At 45.5% G+C, this 15,840-nt stretch carries 14 protein-coding genes; 10 read left to right on the top strand and 4 right to left on the bottom strand.

Annotated elements, in window-relative coordinates:
• The first annotated feature begins 73 nt into the window (after positions 1 to 73).
• On the top strand, positions 74 to 313 hold the full coding sequence (locus AWU56_RS01200; RefSeq protein WP_286681544.1) for a TnsA endonuclease C-terminal domain-containing protein: 240 nt from the start codon (positions 74 to 76) through the stop codon (positions 311 to 313).
• Positions 297 to 1,109: a hypothetical protein gene (locus tag AWU56_RS01195; protein ID WP_286681543.1), complete on the top strand. Its 813-nt coding sequence runs from the start codon at positions 297 to 299 to the stop codon at positions 1,107 to 1,109. The genes AWU56_RS01200 and AWU56_RS01195 overlap by 17 nt, the downstream gene beginning before the upstream one ends.
• A gap of 7 nt (positions 1,110 to 1,116) precedes the next feature.
• Here the strand turns inward: AWU56_RS01195 and AWU56_RS01190 are convergent.
• The 3 genes from AWU56_RS01190 to AWU56_RS01180 form a co-directional block, all read right to left on the bottom strand.
• Positions 1,117 to 2,273, bottom strand: a protein-coding gene (locus tag AWU56_RS01190; protein ID WP_416361483.1) for an IS3 family transposase whose coding sequence is annotated in 2 segments (ribosomal slippage) — positions 1,117 to 2,039 and positions 2,039 to 2,273 — 1,158 coding nt in all. Because the reading frame shifts where the segments join, the coding sequence is not laid out codon by codon here.
• 116 nt (positions 2,274 to 2,389) lie between these two features.
• Positions 2,390 to 3,214 (bottom strand): DUF3644 domain-containing protein, encoded by an 825-nt coding sequence (locus AWU56_RS01185; RefSeq protein WP_286681541.1) that lies wholly within the window; start codon positions 3,212 to 3,214, stop codon positions 2,390 to 2,392.
• Between the two features lie 21 nt (positions 3,215 to 3,235).
• The gene (locus AWU56_RS01180) at positions 3,236 to 5,116 is read right to left on the bottom strand and encodes a hypothetical protein (RefSeq protein ID WP_286681540.1); all 1,881 of its coding nucleotides are present in this window, start codon (positions 5,114 to 5,116) and stop codon (positions 3,236 to 3,238) included.
• Between the two features lie 828 nt (positions 5,117 to 5,944).
• Here AWU56_RS01180 and AWU56_RS01175 point away from each other — a divergent pair.
• The 5 genes from AWU56_RS01175 to AWU56_RS01155 all read left to right on the top strand — a co-directional run bounded on the left by AWU56_RS01175 (position 5,945) and on the right by AWU56_RS01155 (position 11,099).
• Positions 5,945 to 6,439, top strand: coding sequence for a MarR family transcriptional regulator (locus tag AWU56_RS01175; protein WP_286681539.1), 495 nt, complete (start codon positions 5,945 to 5,947; stop codon positions 6,437 to 6,439).
• Entirely contained in the window at positions 6,436 to 7,497 is a 1,062-nt protein-coding gene (locus tag AWU56_RS01170) for an HlyD family secretion protein (protein ID WP_286681538.1), read from the top strand. The genes AWU56_RS01175 and AWU56_RS01170 overlap by 4 nt, the downstream gene beginning before the upstream one ends.
• A 12-nt stretch (positions 7,498 to 7,509) precedes the next feature.
• Positions 7,510 to 8,535, top strand: coding sequence for a DUF2955 domain-containing protein (locus AWU56_RS01165; protein ID WP_286681537.1), 1,026 nt, complete (start codon positions 7,510 to 7,512; stop codon positions 8,533 to 8,535).
• Positions 8,536 to 8,633: 98 nt separating this feature from the next.
• The gene (locus tag AWU56_RS01160) at positions 8,634 to 9,047 is read left to right on the top strand and encodes a hypothetical protein (protein ID WP_286681536.1); all 414 of its coding nucleotides are present in this window, start codon (positions 8,634 to 8,636) and stop codon (positions 9,045 to 9,047) included.
• Between the two features lie 12 nt (positions 9,048 to 9,059).
• On the top strand, positions 9,060 to 11,099 hold the full coding sequence (locus tag AWU56_RS01155) for a putative bifunctional diguanylate cyclase/phosphodiesterase (RefSeq protein WP_286681535.1): 2,040 nt from the start codon (positions 9,060 to 9,062) through the stop codon (positions 11,097 to 11,099).
• Here the strand turns inward: AWU56_RS01155 and AWU56_RS01150 are convergent.
• Entirely contained in the window at positions 11,045 to 12,283 is a 1,239-nt protein-coding gene (locus AWU56_RS01150) for an adenosine deaminase family protein (RefSeq protein ID WP_286681534.1), read from the bottom strand. The genes AWU56_RS01155 and AWU56_RS01150 overlap by 55 nt on opposite strands.
• Positions 12,284 to 12,360: 77 nt before the next feature.
• On the opposite strand from AWU56_RS01150, the gene AWU56_RS01145 reads away from it, so the two are divergent.
• From AWU56_RS01145 to AWU56_RS01135, 3 genes are all read left to right on the top strand, one after another.
• Positions 12,361 to 12,942: a thymidine kinase gene (locus tag AWU56_RS01145; RefSeq protein ID WP_286681533.1), complete on the top strand. Its 582-nt coding sequence runs from the start codon at positions 12,361 to 12,363 to the stop codon at positions 12,940 to 12,942.
• A gap of 71 nt (positions 12,943 to 13,013) precedes the next feature.
• Positions 13,014 to 14,045 carry a dihydroorotase gene (gene pyrC, locus AWU56_RS01140; RefSeq protein ID WP_286681532.1) on the top strand — a complete coding sequence of 344 codons (1,032 nt, stop codon included), beginning with the start codon at positions 13,014 to 13,016 and terminating at the stop codon, positions 14,043 to 14,045.
• 114 nt (positions 14,046 to 14,159) lie between these two features.
• On the top strand, positions 14,160 to 15,782 hold the full coding sequence (locus AWU56_RS01135) for a methyl-accepting chemotaxis protein (protein ID WP_286681531.1): 1,623 nt from the start codon (positions 14,160 to 14,162) through the stop codon (positions 15,780 to 15,782).
• Positions 15,783 to 15,840: the final 58 nt, after the last annotated feature.

Here is a 15,840-nt window from a genome sequence, read left to right as displayed (position 1 = left end):
GGTGACGTTGCGCTGAATCCCTCCAACGTCGAGGAAATTAAGCGTAATACTGCGGTTGCTTAAAACAGGTTTTTTGGACAACTCGGTTGAAAAACACCGAAACCCCAATCAAACCATCATTTCACTGTGTAAGAAACTCGATACCAGTTATGGCCTGAATGCCGGCGAGTCGTTGTATGAGGTTCGGCGTCTTTTAGCTAAGCGTTACTTTGAATTTGATATTTTTACTTCCATCACGAAGTTAAAGGTGGGTGATTTGCGTGCCTCTGACTTGGGTTTTATCAAGGAGGCATATCGTGTTTCGAATCAATGAAGTAATTAAGTTTCACGATGAGCGCTTTCGCATTCTTGAAAGTCTTGATGAACAACTCGTCTGGATAAGTCTGGACGATGAAAAAGCTCTGCCCGAGTTAATTCTTACAGGCGAAATTTATAAGGCAATTGATGATGACGCTCTTGAGCGTATAGACGACCCGTATAACTACCTTGCATATGAATCTCCGGGCGAGGGAACCGTTGCCCGTGATAAACGGGATAAGAATTTTTCGGTGTTGAGGCCTTTGATTGAACTAACTGATTTTTATAATCCGAAAAGGCGAGGACCGGTAGTTGATAAAATTGTTAGTGAGTTTGGTACGACAAAGCAGACGGTTTACCGACTAGCGCGGAGATACTGGCAACGGGGACAAATACCTAATGCCTTACTGCCTGACTACAAGAATTCTGGTGGCAAGGGCAAAAAGCGTGTTGCCAAAGAAAAAAAATTAGGCCGCCCGCGTAAGTATTCACCAGGTACGGGTGCAATTGTTGATGAACAAACTGAGCGGTTATTTCGGATAGCGATTGATAAGTATATTTTAAGCGACAAGGGGCATTCATTTCCCTATGCACATCGTCGCTTAGAAACCATGTATCACAACTACTTTCCGGATGTTGCTGAGGAAAATCTACCAAGCTTATGGCAGCTGCGTCATTTCTATAAACGAGAATATAATCAAACGGAAGCGCTGCAAAAAAGGATATCGAAGAAAGACTACAGCAAAGATATACGACCGTTACACGGGACTGCAGCATCGCAAGCTTTGGGACCCGGCTCTCGTTATGAATGAATCGCCACTAGTTCACTAGACACTCAGTAGCCGTTTTTTCAAAACGTTTTTCATACTCTACCGGTGATAACTGATCATTGGAACTGTGCCGGCGTTTTGAGTTGTAAAACATCTCAATGTAGTCAAATACATCTCGTCGAGCTTCGGCTCGGTTTGAATATATTTTCCGCTTAATACGCTCTCTTTTAAGTAGCTGGAAAAAGCTCTCAGCAACCGCATTATCATGACAGTTACCACGACGACTCATGCTGCCTTCCAGGTTGTTGCTCTTTAGGAATGAGCTCCAGTCATGGCTTGTGTATTGGCTGCCTTGATCAGAGTGCACCACAACTTTTTGTTTAGGCTTTCGTCGCCATATCGCCATAAGTAGCGCATCAAGAACTAACTCTTTTGTCATACGTTGTTGCATTGACCAGCCAATGACCCGTCGCGAGAACAGGTCAACAACCACCGCTAAGTAGAGCCAGCCTTCATGAGTTTTAATGTAGGTGACATCGGTGACCCAAGCTTGATTGGGCTGCTCAGTATTGAACTCCCGGTTTAACTTGTTGGGCGTAACGATATGAGAGACACCACCACGCTGACGCGGCTTACGGTAACCAACCTGAGCCTTAAGCTGACTGAGTTTCATCAACCGGTGAACTCGATTGATACCAATCCGCTCACCATATTCGCGCAGGTCACTGTGGATTTTTCGATAACCGTAGACGCCACCAGACTCCAGCCAGAATTGCTTAATAAGACCCGTTTGACGAGCATCGCGCTTTTGTCGACGCGAGCAAGGCTCTTTGAGCCACGCATAATAACCACTCGGATGGACGTCCAGTAAGCGGCATAACCTTCGTATCGGCCAACAGTCCTTGTGATGCTTAATAAAGGCGTACCTTAGTCGGACTGCTTCGCGAAGTACGCCGCGGCTTTTTTTAATATGTCACGCTCTTCAGTGACACGTTGCAGCTCTTTTCTCAAGCGTTTCAGCTCAGCCTGCTCTTCATTTTTAGCTTCGTGCTTTTCCGCTTCTGAGCCATACTTTTTAACCCAGGCGTACAAACTATGAACGGAAACATCGAGCCGTCTTGAAACGTCAGCAACAGAATAGCCTTTATCGGTAATTTGGCGGACAGCTTCGATTTTAAATTCTTCAGGGTATCGGTTGTTACTCATAAGCACCTCTTTTATGCCATTATCTATGGCTATGAGGTGTCTAGCAAATCAGTGGCGATTCAACTTGCCTTTTTGTAGAGAATAAAAGGTCGTCCTAGTTGCGAATCTGATCAAGACTAATCATCCTTTTCAGCATGGTGACGTCCTGAGCAATAATAGCAACGCCCCTCCATTTGCCCCATTTCGTTTTCCCAGTAGACCAAATCTCCAATTGTAGTGTCAGTGCCACAAATGTCGCAGCTTGCGGGTAGCTCATCGCTCTCTTCGTTTTGACAAAAAGTGCAACGATACCCTGTTACAGAGTCTTCGTTTACGATCAGCGTTGGGTGACCGCACTCTGGGCATTCAAGACGGTTCGGAGCCGCATAAGGGTCATTGGAGTAGTCAATAGGGTTATTTTCTTCCACGTTCTCGGCCTGTCTGATAGCGTCGCGGACCGAAAACTCATACTCATCAGAAAGAATCTTGAATGTTTCCTTTGCATACTTTGGAATATGCTCTTCTATTTCTATCTCTGTATAGTTTTCAAGAAACTCCATCACAGACCGGAACAACCGACCAATTGTAGTTCGCCCCTGTGGGACATCCATCGCGAACTTGTGATGTTCTATCTCGTTCCTGAGTCGCTTTATCCATTCTAAGTCTTTACGAAACTCCGGCGATACCGTATCAGGAGATTCGTTATTGATGAAATTTACAGCCTCCCAGAGACCTATCGTCTTATTCTTGTCCAGCTTCTTTGAAAAAGGATCTTTATAAATCAACAACGGGTGTTTCGACGCGATGTGGTGCTTAAACATCAATTCAATGAAGTGCGCCATGTGAAGGACGGCAAACTTGTAAGCCCTGTGATCACCTGCGTCGGCCTCCTCAAATTTCGACAAAGCTTCTGACATGCTGTCAAGCGCATTATCAAGAAGTTCTAATTCGTGTATTGTCATATCTTGTGCTTAATGGTTAGTTCAGCGGTTTACACGCTGAAATTTTTTGTTAAGTCTTTGTCGAAAGGAATTTCTCGCATAACGGCGTATGACGCCATTAATGGTTCTGCGCTTTACGAAAGCAAGAATAAATCCTACAAGGCCTGTCGTCCCGAAAACAAGGGACAGTACCGTATCATTTGGATCATAAAGAATGATTAGTAGGTAAAATATAGTGGCTGGAACTATTGCATAGATGAAAAATTTAGTAACTCTAGAATATAAGAGAACTGTATTTTTAATTGATTCAGCACTTTTCTTTTTATTACTTATTTTTAGTTGTCGCAACTCGTGTTTCGCGTCCATGCCCTCCTTAGCTTGCAACTGCAAGGAGGCTTTCTCCCTTAATGCATCCTCAACTAATGCATCACTGACCGGGTTGATAGCTTCGTCAAGTCGACCATAATCAATTGCATCTGGGTTGAAGGACTTTTGTCTAAGCTCTGCTATTAGTAGAGCTGTGCTTTCTTCATCAATCTCACCGTTTTTATATTTATTATTAAGCTTGGTATATTCATCTGAAATTCTGTTGTTAAATTGCGATGAAATAACCACTTTAGCTTTAGTTATTACATCAAATGATAGAGGGGTAGTGTTTTTCCCGAACCCTTTATTTAACTTAAACCACAGTCGCTCTGTTAAAAATTCAATATTTGTTGCGTAGGGAACAAATCCTTTCCCTTCATGTACTTCTTCAGAGAATGCGATCGAACGAATCAACCACTTTTCGGTTAAAAAAATTGCTGAGACATTATCTATGGGTGCTTTACTTATACCCTTTCTAAAGTAGTTTATTTTTGTAAATGTTTTGAGAATATCTGAAAATACATGTGCGTCAAACTCTCCATTATATTTAGCGTGTAATCCGTCGATACCATTAGCGCTTTCAACATTAAAGTCAGGGTCTTCGTAGTAGTCTTGAAATTCTTCTGGGAGTATTTTTAGACGCGCAAGGTCGCTTTCAAATTTGGATTTCTTCTCTAAAACGTCGCTTTTTGAGCTACAGCCGTTAACGATATTAAGCATTGCAGTCTTTGAGGGATCAATACTAGAATTGTTTTCTAGAATCTTTTCAGCTGCGTAGAAGAATGAATCGACTTCCTTTTTCGTGTCAGGAAAATACCTGAACGATATTTTCCCTCTTTTTCGTTTGGCATAGTTTACATCGTGCACTAACGTGTTGAGGTCATCAAATACCTGCTTATATAAGACACCATTCAATCCCGTTGCACTGAATAAATGCTCTGTATCTAGGAATACAGTCAGATCACCTTTCCAATGTCCTAATTCATTTAGGTTTGGAGAGTACTGTATTCCCGCGTATAAAATTAATCCTTCCTCAATTCTATTTAGCTTTTCTTTGAAATCAGAATTATCCTCATTCTTTAGTATAAAATGAGCTATATAACCCGCGTACTCTTCGGGGATGCTCTTATTAAGCAAGTAATTCTGGAGGCTGCTAATTAATTTCTCATTATCTATTTCCACTACAGCGTGCTCTAAGGTATGAGCGATTAACTTTTTCTTTATTTCTTCAAACTCGTGGTTTGAGTCTCTAAATTTAGACTGAATATCATTGCTTTTGTCGAAGTGGTTGGTAACTATGAATATTCCATCTTTGAGTTCTAACTCGTCATTGCTTTTTAATCTGTTTCTTAAACAAGACCTAATTATTGCCTCAGGGATGTTAAATCCAAAAGTATCATTTACCCCTTTAGTGCACTCGGTTGAGTTAAACGCCCACTTTGCATTGAGAAGAATGTATGCTCGAATAAAATCAGAAATAACGTCATAAATATCCTTTTTGTTGTCATACAGTGACCTGAATATCGCAGCAGATGCTAGAAGAGAGATGTTTGACATTCAATGTTCCTTGAGTTTTGCTCGCACTATTACCTAGTTATTTGGAGTGTTTATGCTGTGTGTATTTTTGAAATTGATGAGATGACAGTTTGAGGTTTCTAGGTACCTACTAAAAAATTTAACTCCTTATCTTGCAACCCCTTAAATAAAAACGCAACTTTTTGCACTCTTAGTTACGCTCTAACTTGAAAAACCTATCTAACTTTGACTTCTGATTATGTAACTGACGTTAAACGACTCAACCCCTCAACACAACATCAAGGGGCGCATTACTGTAGAGATTAAGAGTGCTATGTATGGTCAGGTTTCGCCATGCCTAAAAAAGCTGCCTTATAACTAGTAAAGGGTCTTAACAGTCGTTGAAGTAAATGATACTGAAAAGACTCAGGGGGCACAGAGATATATCAGTCCTCTAAATGTTCAACCCCTCGCTTTTCATTGGTATTACCTAGGCGTAAAGTTTAATCATGGCTGCCAACAAGCTTCTGCTTGATTAAAAAATGTTGAAAAATGCTAGCTTTGAGTCGCTTTAAAGCTAAAATTAAGCTATTAATATACATTCAGTACAAATTTTGGTGAAAAACAAAATGAGGTCAGTTAGTTTTCTTCTTAAAATAAACGGCTATATAACTATGCTGACCCTATTTTCGACATTTTGTTTCAGATAACGAGTATAGGTCACGACTTCAGTCGCTGTTTATCGAAAGCCCTCACTCGAGGGCTTTTTTGTATCTGTCTTTCCGATTAGACCCATCGAAACCACCTTAATTTACTTAGCATGCTAACTTTGTTAATATACTTAGCAAGCTAACTAAATGAGATCAGGTTATGACACTCTCGCAAGAGCAACTCAAACAACTGTCCGTGCCCGAACGTTTGGGCCGAGTGGCACGACAATGGCAATCTGTCGCCGACCGTGAACTTGCACCCTTAGGTTTAACTTACCCACGCTGGAGCGCGATGTGGAAGCTGGTGCGAATCGGCGATGGCGCAAGTCAAAAGCAATTGGCAGAGGCGTTGGAAATAGAACTCGCATCATTAATGCGAACGTTGACACAGCTAGAGCAACAGTCACTTGTTGTACGGCGCGTATGTCCAGACGATGGCCGTGCGAAGCGAGTTTACCTAACCGATGCAGGTCATGCGTTGGTGAAAAAAATGGAAGCCAAAATCCTAAAAGTACGTCGTACGCTGATGGCTGACATTGCCGACGAAGACATTGAAACGGTTAAGCATGTACTAGCTGTGATTTCGCGTAACGCCCACCAAATGTGCAGTGAACAAAAGAAGCGAGACGATAAGCAAGGAGGTGACACACAATGACAGCTGATGAAAAATTCGCAAAGTGGGTTAAGCGTGCGCTTATCGGCTTTATCGCATTGTTTGCTTATTTTCTCTGGGCCGATTTAGCGTTACCGCTTACGCCGCAAGCAATGGTGACTCGCGTAGTCACTCAGGTCGCGCCGCAGGTTAACGGTACGGTAGAGCAAGTGTTGGTTGACAATAATCAGTATGTGGAACCGGGCGATCCTTTATTTACGCTAGATCCTCGACCTTTCCGTTTGCAGCTACAGCAAGCTGAATTAGCTTTGCAGCAAGCACAACAGTCGAACCGTCAACTGGATGCACAAATTCGTGCTGCTCAAGCAAAGCTAAAGTCAGCACAAGCGACTGCTGATGAGCAAAGTCGTGAGGCGCAGCGAATCAAAGACTTAGTGAAAGAAGGCAGTACATCTGAGCAAGCGTTTGATCAGGCGCAGAGCGCGGCGCTGCAAGCACAAGCAAATGTTGATGCGGTTAAATCGCAACTGGAGAGCCTCAAAGTTCAGCGCGGTGACTCAGACAATGCCCACAACCTGCTTATTCAACAGGCTAAAAATGCGGTCGATAATGCCAAGCTGAACTTGAGCTATACCACAGTGCGTGCGCAACACGCGGGTCGTGTAAGTAACTTAAAACTCAGCGAAGGTGTGTATGCTCGTCAAGGTAACCCGTTACTCGCATTGGTATCTCCTCAAGCAGATATTGTAGCTGATTTTAGGGAAAAGAATTTGCGCCATGTAAAAAAAGGTCAGCGCGCACTGGTTGTCTTTGATGCCGAGCCAGGTACCGTTTATGAGGCGACGATCGATAGCGTTGATGCCGGTGTTAACGCAGGTCAGTTGAGCGCGGATGGCACACTCGCACAGCCGGTTAACTCGAACCGCTGGGTGCGTGATGCCCAACGTATGCGTGTGCACCTGAGCCTTGCCAAAGGTATTGATAACACCCGTCCAGCGGGCGCTAAGGCAACGGTACAAATTGTGCCCGATAGCCGCTTTAAAACCGCCGTTGCACAAGCCCAAGTGCGTCTACTGGGTTGGTTACATTATATTTACTAGCGTGGAGCACGTATGAAACCGCTCGGATTAACTGAAAATGGTCTACGGCAATGCTTGCGCATTGCCTTCGGGGCGTCCATTGGCTTCTTAGTCACCACGCTGTTTGACTTATCCTATGGTGTGTTCTTTACCGTACTACCCATGCTCTTGCTGGGTTTAGTGCCGGTCATTAACGGACATGTGGCGCGCCAATTATTGGCAGCATCAGTCATGTGTGGGATTGAAGTCGGTATCGTGGCGCAGTTATTAGGTGGGCACCCGGTACTCATGACGATGGTCGCATTTTTGTTGTTTCTGTATCGCTTTGCTTTTATGGCACGCGGCACTGCGTTTCTATTTGGTGCCAATGGCGTGTTGATGCTAAGCATCATGTTGCACTATGCGAGCTATCCAAATACTGACGTCAATAACCTCATTGCGAGTAACTTTTTCGCGTCATTGTTGGCTATCGTTATTGCTTTTATGATGCATACATTAATTCCCAACAAAGCGGAGCCCAGTGCGCCTCCCGTAGCCCCCGAAAAATCATCCAACCGTGTCCGTCATGAGGCGATTTTGGGTGCCACGGTGACAACCCTATCATTTTTGGTCTTTCAGCTGTTTGATTTGCAAGACTCAATATCCGCGCAAGCAACCACTATTTTGGTGTTATTCCCGATGCATTGGAATGGGGCGCTGACTTACGCGCGTAAACGCGCGATGGGCACGCTGATCGGTGTCATGTTTGGGCTTTCAGTACAGCTATTACTTTATGATTGGTACGACGCATTATGGCTTATTGTGCCCTTATTTTGGGTTGGTGTGATGTTGTTTGCTCGACTTCATGTGCTTGAGGCTTCCGGCGCTGGCGTCGGCTTTGGTGCACTCACAACGTTAGGTATTCTTTTTGGGCAGTACTTATCACCTACGCAAGATCTTGTGTATTCAGGTCTCTACCGGCTTAGTAGTACCTTGGTCGCTATTATTGCGGCAATGATGGTGTGTTATGTCGTGCATAAGGCTTTGAATCAGTTTGTTGCGACGCGCTTTGGCAGTTAATGAAGAAAAAAGACCGCTGAGTGTTGATTAAATTTAGTGAAGCCGCATAATTCGCGTTAATGATATTTAATATCTGTTTTCAGCGATGGAGCGCTACAATGACAGCGACGGCGATCAAGTTTTTTCAACGGCTAAGCACACAGATTTCTTTCTTAGTGGGCTTTGTCGGTATTGCTATGTTTGTCAGTTTAGCAACCTTCACGATTACGGAACAGACAACTGAAAACAGACACGTGGTCGAACAAGAAGTTTTAACTACAGCGCGCATGATGCAAGCAACGTTCGACCGCGTGGTTCGTTATGAACGTACGGATTTGTTGCATGAAATTCTCTCCCAACTGCTCGAGCAACCCAATGTCCTAGCTGCTTTTATCTATAATAGAGAGGGGCGTATCGAGTATGCCGCTGATCATCACTGGCTTGATAAACCTTTATATCAAGCATTGAATATCGCGCCGCAAACTTGGCATGAACTCAATGCAAACAGCGATATCACGCTACATCACGTTTAGGACCAAGGTCGCTTGATTGTTTACGTGCCGCTGACGGTATCTTCGGACTTTCCTGAATTTCGACCTTTCTCACTCATGATCGCGTTCGAGCAAAAGCATACCTTTTGGAGTGTGGCTCAGTCACGTATTACCACGTTGACAATTCAGCTCATTATCGTGCTGTTGTTGGTTGCACTTCTGCACCGATATCTGAATTACCGTATTAGTAAACGGCTTGGCTACATGCAAACCGGTGTGCAAGCGATGCGGGATGAGCAACAACGTGTTGCTATTGACGTACGCGGCAAGGATGATATCGCGGCGCTGGCGCGTCAGGTTGAGGCGATCGCTGCCGAGCGTCATGCGCATTGGTCGAAACTTAAAAACCTAGAAACTGCCGTAGATCAAAGTAATGAGTGCATCATCATTACCGATGCCAAAGGCCAAATTGAGTATGTGAACAAGGCGTTTGAGTGGATTACCGGCTATCAACGAGACGAGCTCGTTGGCAGTAATCCCCGCATTCTCAAGTCAGGTCTGACGCAACAATCGGTTTATCAGGAGCTTTGGGACACCCTAAACCAAGGGAAAACATGGCGCGGTGAGTTGCTTAACCAACGCAAAGATGGACAAGTTTATACGGTGTATTCAATTATTACGCCGGTCTATAACGAACAAGGCGAATGTACTCACTATATTGCGGTTGAAGACGATATTACCGAGCGTAAAGCCGATGAGCAACGGCTTCACTATATGGCTTATTACGAGACGCTGACCGGTTTACCCAACCGTTTGCATATCACTCAGATCATCGACCAAGTACTTGTATCATTAGAAGAGGGTGAGTTGGGCAACTTGCTACTCGTCGACATTGATCGATTACAACAGATTAATGATGCGCGTGGTCATGAGTTTGGCAATCGCTTGGTACAATCTTTTGCTGAACGAATGAAGCAGTGGACGGAACAACAGGGCTTGCAGCTCGCGCATTTGGGCGCTGATTTGTTTGCTGTTCTGTTCCCTCCGCAAGTTTCTAAACGCGAAGTGGTCAAAGAGAAGCTCTATGAGACCTGCGAGGCGTTGCTCACGGTCATCCGCAAGCCGATTCAGTTAGACGATGATGTACTAACCATGTCAGCAACCATAGGCGCGGTCGTCTATCCACAAAAAGGTGGTAATGCAGAACAATTGTTACGTCGTGCCGAAACAGCCCTGCACAAGGCAAAACGATACGGGGGCAATCACTTCGCCGTCTATCGTCAGCAATACGGAGAGGAAATTAAGCGGCAATTCGATGTCGAGAGAATGCTACGGCATGCGATAAAAAACGATGAGCTTGATTTATATTTGCAGTCGCAAGTGGATGCGACGGGCAAAGTGGTCAGTGCCGAAGGTTTGGTACGGTGGCATCACCCGGATCAGGGACTCATTAGCCCGGGCATATTTATACCGATTGCTGAGCGCTCAGATTTGATTCTATCGATTGACAGTTGGGTATTGCAGCGTGCCGCACAAATTCTCGCCTCAAAAGAAATGGCTGAGCATCACATTGATGCACTGTCAGTGAACATCTCTGCCCGACATTTTGTTCGGGGCGATTTAGTTCATGCAGTGAGTGAGTTACTAGAAAACTATCATTTTAAACCCCATCAGTTGATGATCGAGGTCACCGAGGGGGTATTGATAGAAGACACAGAGAAAGTCATCGAAGTCATGCGCGAGTTAAGCAAACTGGGTATACGTTTCTCTATCGATGACTTTGGTACAGGCTACTCATCCTTAGCGTATATACAAAAACTGCCGGTGAGTGAACTCAAGATCGATCAAAGCTTCGTCCGCAGTATCGGTGAGAAAGCGACGCATGATGCGCTCGTTGAAACCATTCTCTCGATAGGTGAGCACTTGGACTTACGCATGATTGCCGAGGGTGTTGAAACAGAGCGTGAGGCGCGCTTCTTGACCGAGCGCTGCCCCACGATTGTTATGCAAGGGTATTTATTCGCTTATCCTGTTCCCGCTCAAGAGTGGCTGGCGTCTTTTAGTCCAAATTGTTCAACTACACGATCAAAGTAAGCTAAGTTTTTCTTCGCATACTCGCGCTTAGCCACATAGTCGCCTGGGAAAAAGTTCTTTTTAAAACCGTAGGCGACCATGTCTTTTAGACGTTTTAGCGAGATATCAAAATTATCGACAGCTAATTGATATTCGTTGCTGACGGTCGTGCGCGATACCAGTCGGTTATCCGTACAAATAACCGTGGCTAGACGGTTATCGAGCATATGCTTAAAGTTGTGGTTCTCGATACCACCGATGCTTGGATTGGTTTGCAGATTACTGGTAAGACAAACCTCAACAGCAATACGGCGGTCGGCAATATATGAAGCCAAGTTTTCGCCATACGCTTTAGGATCTTCAATCGACGGATCCTCGGTCATTTCAGGCGAGAATAACGAATAGCCATGACCTAGACGATCCGCGTGGCACTGCGTGAGCGCTTCGAAGATACTTTCCGCGCCATAGGCTTCACCCGCGTGTACCGTTTTTAACAAGAAGTTTTCATGGGCGTATTCGTACACATCTTTAAACTGGCTTGCCGGATAGCCGATTTCTTGTCCTGCGATATCTAAACCGACGATAGGTAAGCCTTCATCGTCGCGCATTCTGACGCTGGCGCGTACCAATTCCATCGCCGCCGTGCGAATCACTTGCATCGGTTCAAAGTCGCGTAGATGTTGGAAGAGCTGAGTATAGTAGGGTGAGAAACCTTTCTTACCGAACATGCGCATGGCGCAGTTGATGATGCCATAGTCAAAGGGTGGCTTTTCGCCTTGTTGCACACTCGGCTGTTGGTTGTATTCGTTTTTAGCTCGCTTTAAACCATCGTTGACCACATGCATGATGGTATCAAAAGTCACACCTGCAGCTGGATTCATTAATAACTGAGGGGCAAAGCGAACCTCGATATAGTTGACACCTTCTTCCTGGTTATCGATAGCAAGCTCGTAGGCGGCTTGTTCGAGGTTTTCGAGGTTGCGGAGCGCTGCACAGGTATATTGAAAGCCGTTTAAGTACTCACCTAAATTGTTGTAGTGAGACTTAAAAACCTGATCAAATAACCCTTCTTCTGTATAACTGGGGAGTTCGATACTGGCGCGTTTAGCCATATCAATGAGGCTTGATGCACGTAAGCTACCATCTAAGTGCAAGTGAAGATCAGCTTTAGGAATGGCCTTGATAAAATCGGCAGGGTATTGCATATCGAAAACTCCTCGGTAACATTTGCTTGGCATTATTTTGGCACAGAATTGACTTGGATAATAAAAAGAATCCCACTATGGCATCACTTTATTTTACCTATTCGGCGATGAATGCCGGCAAAAGCACCTCGTTATTACAGGTGGCACATAACTATGAAGAGCGTGAGCAGCAAGTGTTACTCATGACCCCCGCGATTGATAACCGCGCAGGACAGGGGAAAATTGCCTCACGTTTAGGTATAGCGCGTGATGCCCTCCAGTTTACGCAGGACTGTGATCTCGTTGAACTGATTTTAAAGCAGTATCATCAGCGTCGGATTGATTGTGTGTTGCTTGATGAGGCGCAATTTTTAACGGAACAACAAGTTTGGCAACTTACGACGGTCGTCGATACACACAATATTCCGGTCATGTGCTACGGCATCCGTACCGACGCTTTTGGTGATGCGTTTCCTGGTAGCGCGGTATTGCTCGCTGTCGCAGATAAACTGGTTGAAATGAAGACGATTTGCCACTGTGGACGCAAAGCAACGATGTCGCTTAGGGTGGACGAGCACGGTAATGCAGTAAAGATGGGCCAACAAATTGCGATTGGCGGTAACGACCGCTATATATCGTGTTGCAGAACCCATTGGAAAGAAGCGATGGGTATTCGTTAACGAGGTTCTGTTGCTGACTTGACGAACGCAGTATACTAGTGGGTGTGTATTCGCTCCGATGAGGTAACTTGATGAACTCGATTACGATCCGCCGCCCCGACGATTGGCACTTGCACTTGCGCGATGAAGAAATGCTGGCCACTACAGTGCCGCATTCTGCTGAAGTGTTCCACCGTGCGGTGGTTATGCCCAACTTAGTCCCCCCGGTGACAACCGTGTCTGCTGCGTTAAGTTATCGTGAACGCATCATGGCTCATCTTGGCGCGGATCAGCGCTTTGATCCTCGTATGGCACTTTATCTAACAGGTGAAACGACGGTCGAGGAAGTAAAAAAAGCAGCCGCTGAAGACAAAGTCATCGGCTTTAAACTCTATCCTTCAGGCGCAACCACTAACTCAGCCTCTGGCGTAAAATCAGTCGAAGCTTTAGCCCCCGAACTCGAAGCGATGCAGGCGCACGGTGTGCCGCTGTTGGTTCATGGCGAAGTGACCGACGCCGATATCGATATTTTTGACCGCGAGAAGGTGTTCATTGAGCGTCATTTGATCCCGATTACTCAGCAATTTCCTGCGCTGAAGTTGATTTTGGAGCACATTACTACCGGTGATGCGGTCGACTTTGTGACTTCGGCTCATGACAATGTGGCGGCAACGATAACGCCTCAGCACTTGTTGATGAATCGCAATCATCTGTTAGTGGGTGGAGTGCGTCCGCACAACTATTGCTTACCGATTTTAAAACGTCGTGAGCATCAGGAGCGTTTACAAAATGCGGCTTTATCGGGGAGTGCCAAATTCTTTCTAGGAACAGATTCCGCGCCGCATGTAAAAGCCAACAAAGAGACCGCATGTGGCTGCGCAGGCTGTTATTCGGCCCCTGCTGCAATTGAGCTTTACGCGGAGTTTTTTAGTCAGCACGATGCGCTTGATAAGTTAGAGAATTTTAGTTCGGTGTTTGGCGCACAGTTTTATCAACTACCCTTGAATGAAGAGCGCTTAACCTTAACGCAGGAGACTTGGCAAGTACCTGAGCAAGTCGCAACCGCAACAGGGCCTATTGTGCCTTACTATGCCGGTCAAACGTTGCACTGGAAGCGTTCATAATAAGCGCGTTTGACCGCAGCCCTGAGTTTACTATGACATTTCTCAGGGCTGAAGTTATCTTTTGATTGACCGATACTAGATTAAGTATTCTTAATTTTGGTATTGGTCAAGCCCATGAAACTAACCCACAAGCTGTACACGGCATTTGCTGCCATCCTCCTAGTCCTCGTTGTATTGATCACAACGACGCTATTCAGTATTCGATCACTCGTAAACACAACTTCTCAAGCAGAGCAAACGTTTACTGTTATTACTGTTGCGGAAGATTTGGTTAAGCAATTATTGCTGATTCAAAGTGGTCAACGTGGCTATGTCATCAGTGGAAACGACGAGGACAAGGTGCCCTATGATGAAGGAAAGGCTCACCTGTCTAAATCATGGGAACAGCTAAAACAGCTCAGCCAGAGCTCATCGGCGCAACTCAAACGTTTAGAGGAGTTTAATCAGCTGTATCAACGCTGGCTCGAAGAGGCTATGGAGCCGGTTATTTCGATACGGTTGCAATACGGTCCCGGTGCGATGGGCTTAGATCAGGCTGCATATCTTGTAAAACAAGGCCGTGGCCGCGAAGACATGCAAGCGATGCGTGAGTTAATGGATAGCTTTATCGCTTTTGAGCGCACGCAGCTCACGAAACGCCATGCGGAGGCCGATCAGGCGAGCCTATTGGCGGAATGGACAACATTATTGGGTGGTTTAGTGGTGGCACTTGTTGCCATTGGTTCGGCTTGGACATTCAAAAAGCAACTTCAGAATCGCTTGGCCGATGCGCAACAGGCGATTGATGCCATTGCCGACGGGCAATTAAACTATCGAATTACCACGGACGGTAAGGATGAAATAGCGCAGGTGCTCACGACTTTAAAGTCGATGCAAGACAAGCTGAAAGCGATGCTAAATAACATCCGACACGCCGTTAATGAGCTGAATGACTCCAGCGGCGTGGTGGCGAGTACCGCCGAACAATTGTCGGCATCTTCGGATGAACAAACACAAGCATCTGATTCGGTTGCGACTGCGATACAAGAATTAAGTGCGAGTATTGAGCAGGTGTCAAACAATGCTGAGCAAGCACGAAGTATTGCTCATCGCTCGAGTGAGGAAGCCCGCGAGAGCAGTACGGTCATTGAGCAGATGACACAAGCGATGGATCGTATTAACCAAGCTGTCACGCAGGCTTCACAACGACTGACTGAACTTGATGCTCAGTCAGAGAAAATTAACGATATTGTGTCGGTTATCAAGGGTATCGCTGATCAAACAAACTTGCTGGCGTTAAATGCAGCGATTGAAGCGGCTCGTGCGGGTGACCAAGGACGAGGTTTCTCAGTTGTAGCAGATGAGGTCAGAAGCCTGGCACAACGTACTTCAGAATCAACTGATGAAATTGAACACATGGTTGGAGAGATTCAACGCGGTACGCAAAGTAGCGTTAAGCAAATGAAACATGGTGTCAATGAAGTCGAGGAAGGCGTCGAACTTGCGGACATGACTGGACAAGCAATGAGACGGATACGCGACAGTTTTAATGACGTGATGCAGGTCGTACAAGAGATTAGCGAGGCGCTGAAGGAGCAAAATCGCGCCAGTGATGAAGTAGCCGAAACCGTCGAGCGTTTTGCCGGCATGGCACAACAAAACCAAGAAGCCACACGCCATTCAAGCGGTACTGCGCACACCTTGCAGTCACTGGCGGCAAAACTTGAACAAACGGTGAAACGTTTTTCTTTAGATTAGTGAGAGGAAAATCAAAAAACGGGGAAATAACGCGCATTTTTGTTCCAAAAGGCGTATG

Source organism: Idiomarina sp. T82-3 (genome assembly GCF_001577655.1).
Classification (GTDB): Bacteria; Pseudomonadota; Gammaproteobacteria; order Enterobacterales; family Alteromonadaceae; genus Idiomarina; species Idiomarina baltica.
Note: the sequence above shows the minus strand (reverse complement) of the source record. Positions and strands in the feature narration are given on the sequence as shown.

Bases quoted from the DNA above. Each gene is read 5' to 3' on its own strand.
- AWU56_RS01185 (WP_286681541.1), bottom strand. From the start codon at position 3,214: ATGACAATACACGAATTAGAACTTCTTGATAATGCGCTTGACAGCATG.
- AWU56_RS01135 (WP_286681531.1), top strand. From the start codon at position 14,160: ATGAAACTAACCCACAAGCTGTACACGGCATTTGCTGCCATCCTCCTA.
- pyrC (WP_286681532.1), top strand. From the start codon at position 13,014: ATGAACTCGATTACGATCCGCCGCCCCGACGATTGGCACTTGCACTTG.
- AWU56_RS01165 (WP_286681537.1), top strand. From the start codon at position 7,510: ATGAAACCGCTCGGATTAACTGAAAATGGTCTACGGCAATGCTTGCGC.
- AWU56_RS01170 (WP_286681538.1), top strand. From the start codon at position 6,436: ATGACAGCTGATGAAAAATTCGCAAAGTGGGTTAAGCGTGCGCTTATC.
- AWU56_RS01145 (WP_286681533.1), top strand. From the start codon at position 12,361: ATGGCATCACTTTATTTTACCTATTCGGCGATGAATGCCGGCAAAAGC.
- AWU56_RS01150 (WP_286681534.1), bottom strand. From the start codon at position 12,283: ATGCAATACCCTGCCGATTTTATCAAGGCCATTCCTAAAGCTGATCTT.
- AWU56_RS01160 (WP_286681536.1), top strand. From the start codon at position 8,634: ATGACAGCGACGGCGATCAAGTTTTTTCAACGGCTAAGCACACAGATT.
- AWU56_RS01175 (WP_286681539.1), top strand. From the start codon at position 5,945: ATGACACTCTCGCAAGAGCAACTCAAACAACTGTCCGTGCCCGAACGT.
- AWU56_RS01180 (WP_286681540.1), bottom strand. From the start codon at position 5,116: ATGTCAAACATCTCTCTTCTAGCATCTGCTGCGATATTCAGGTCACTG.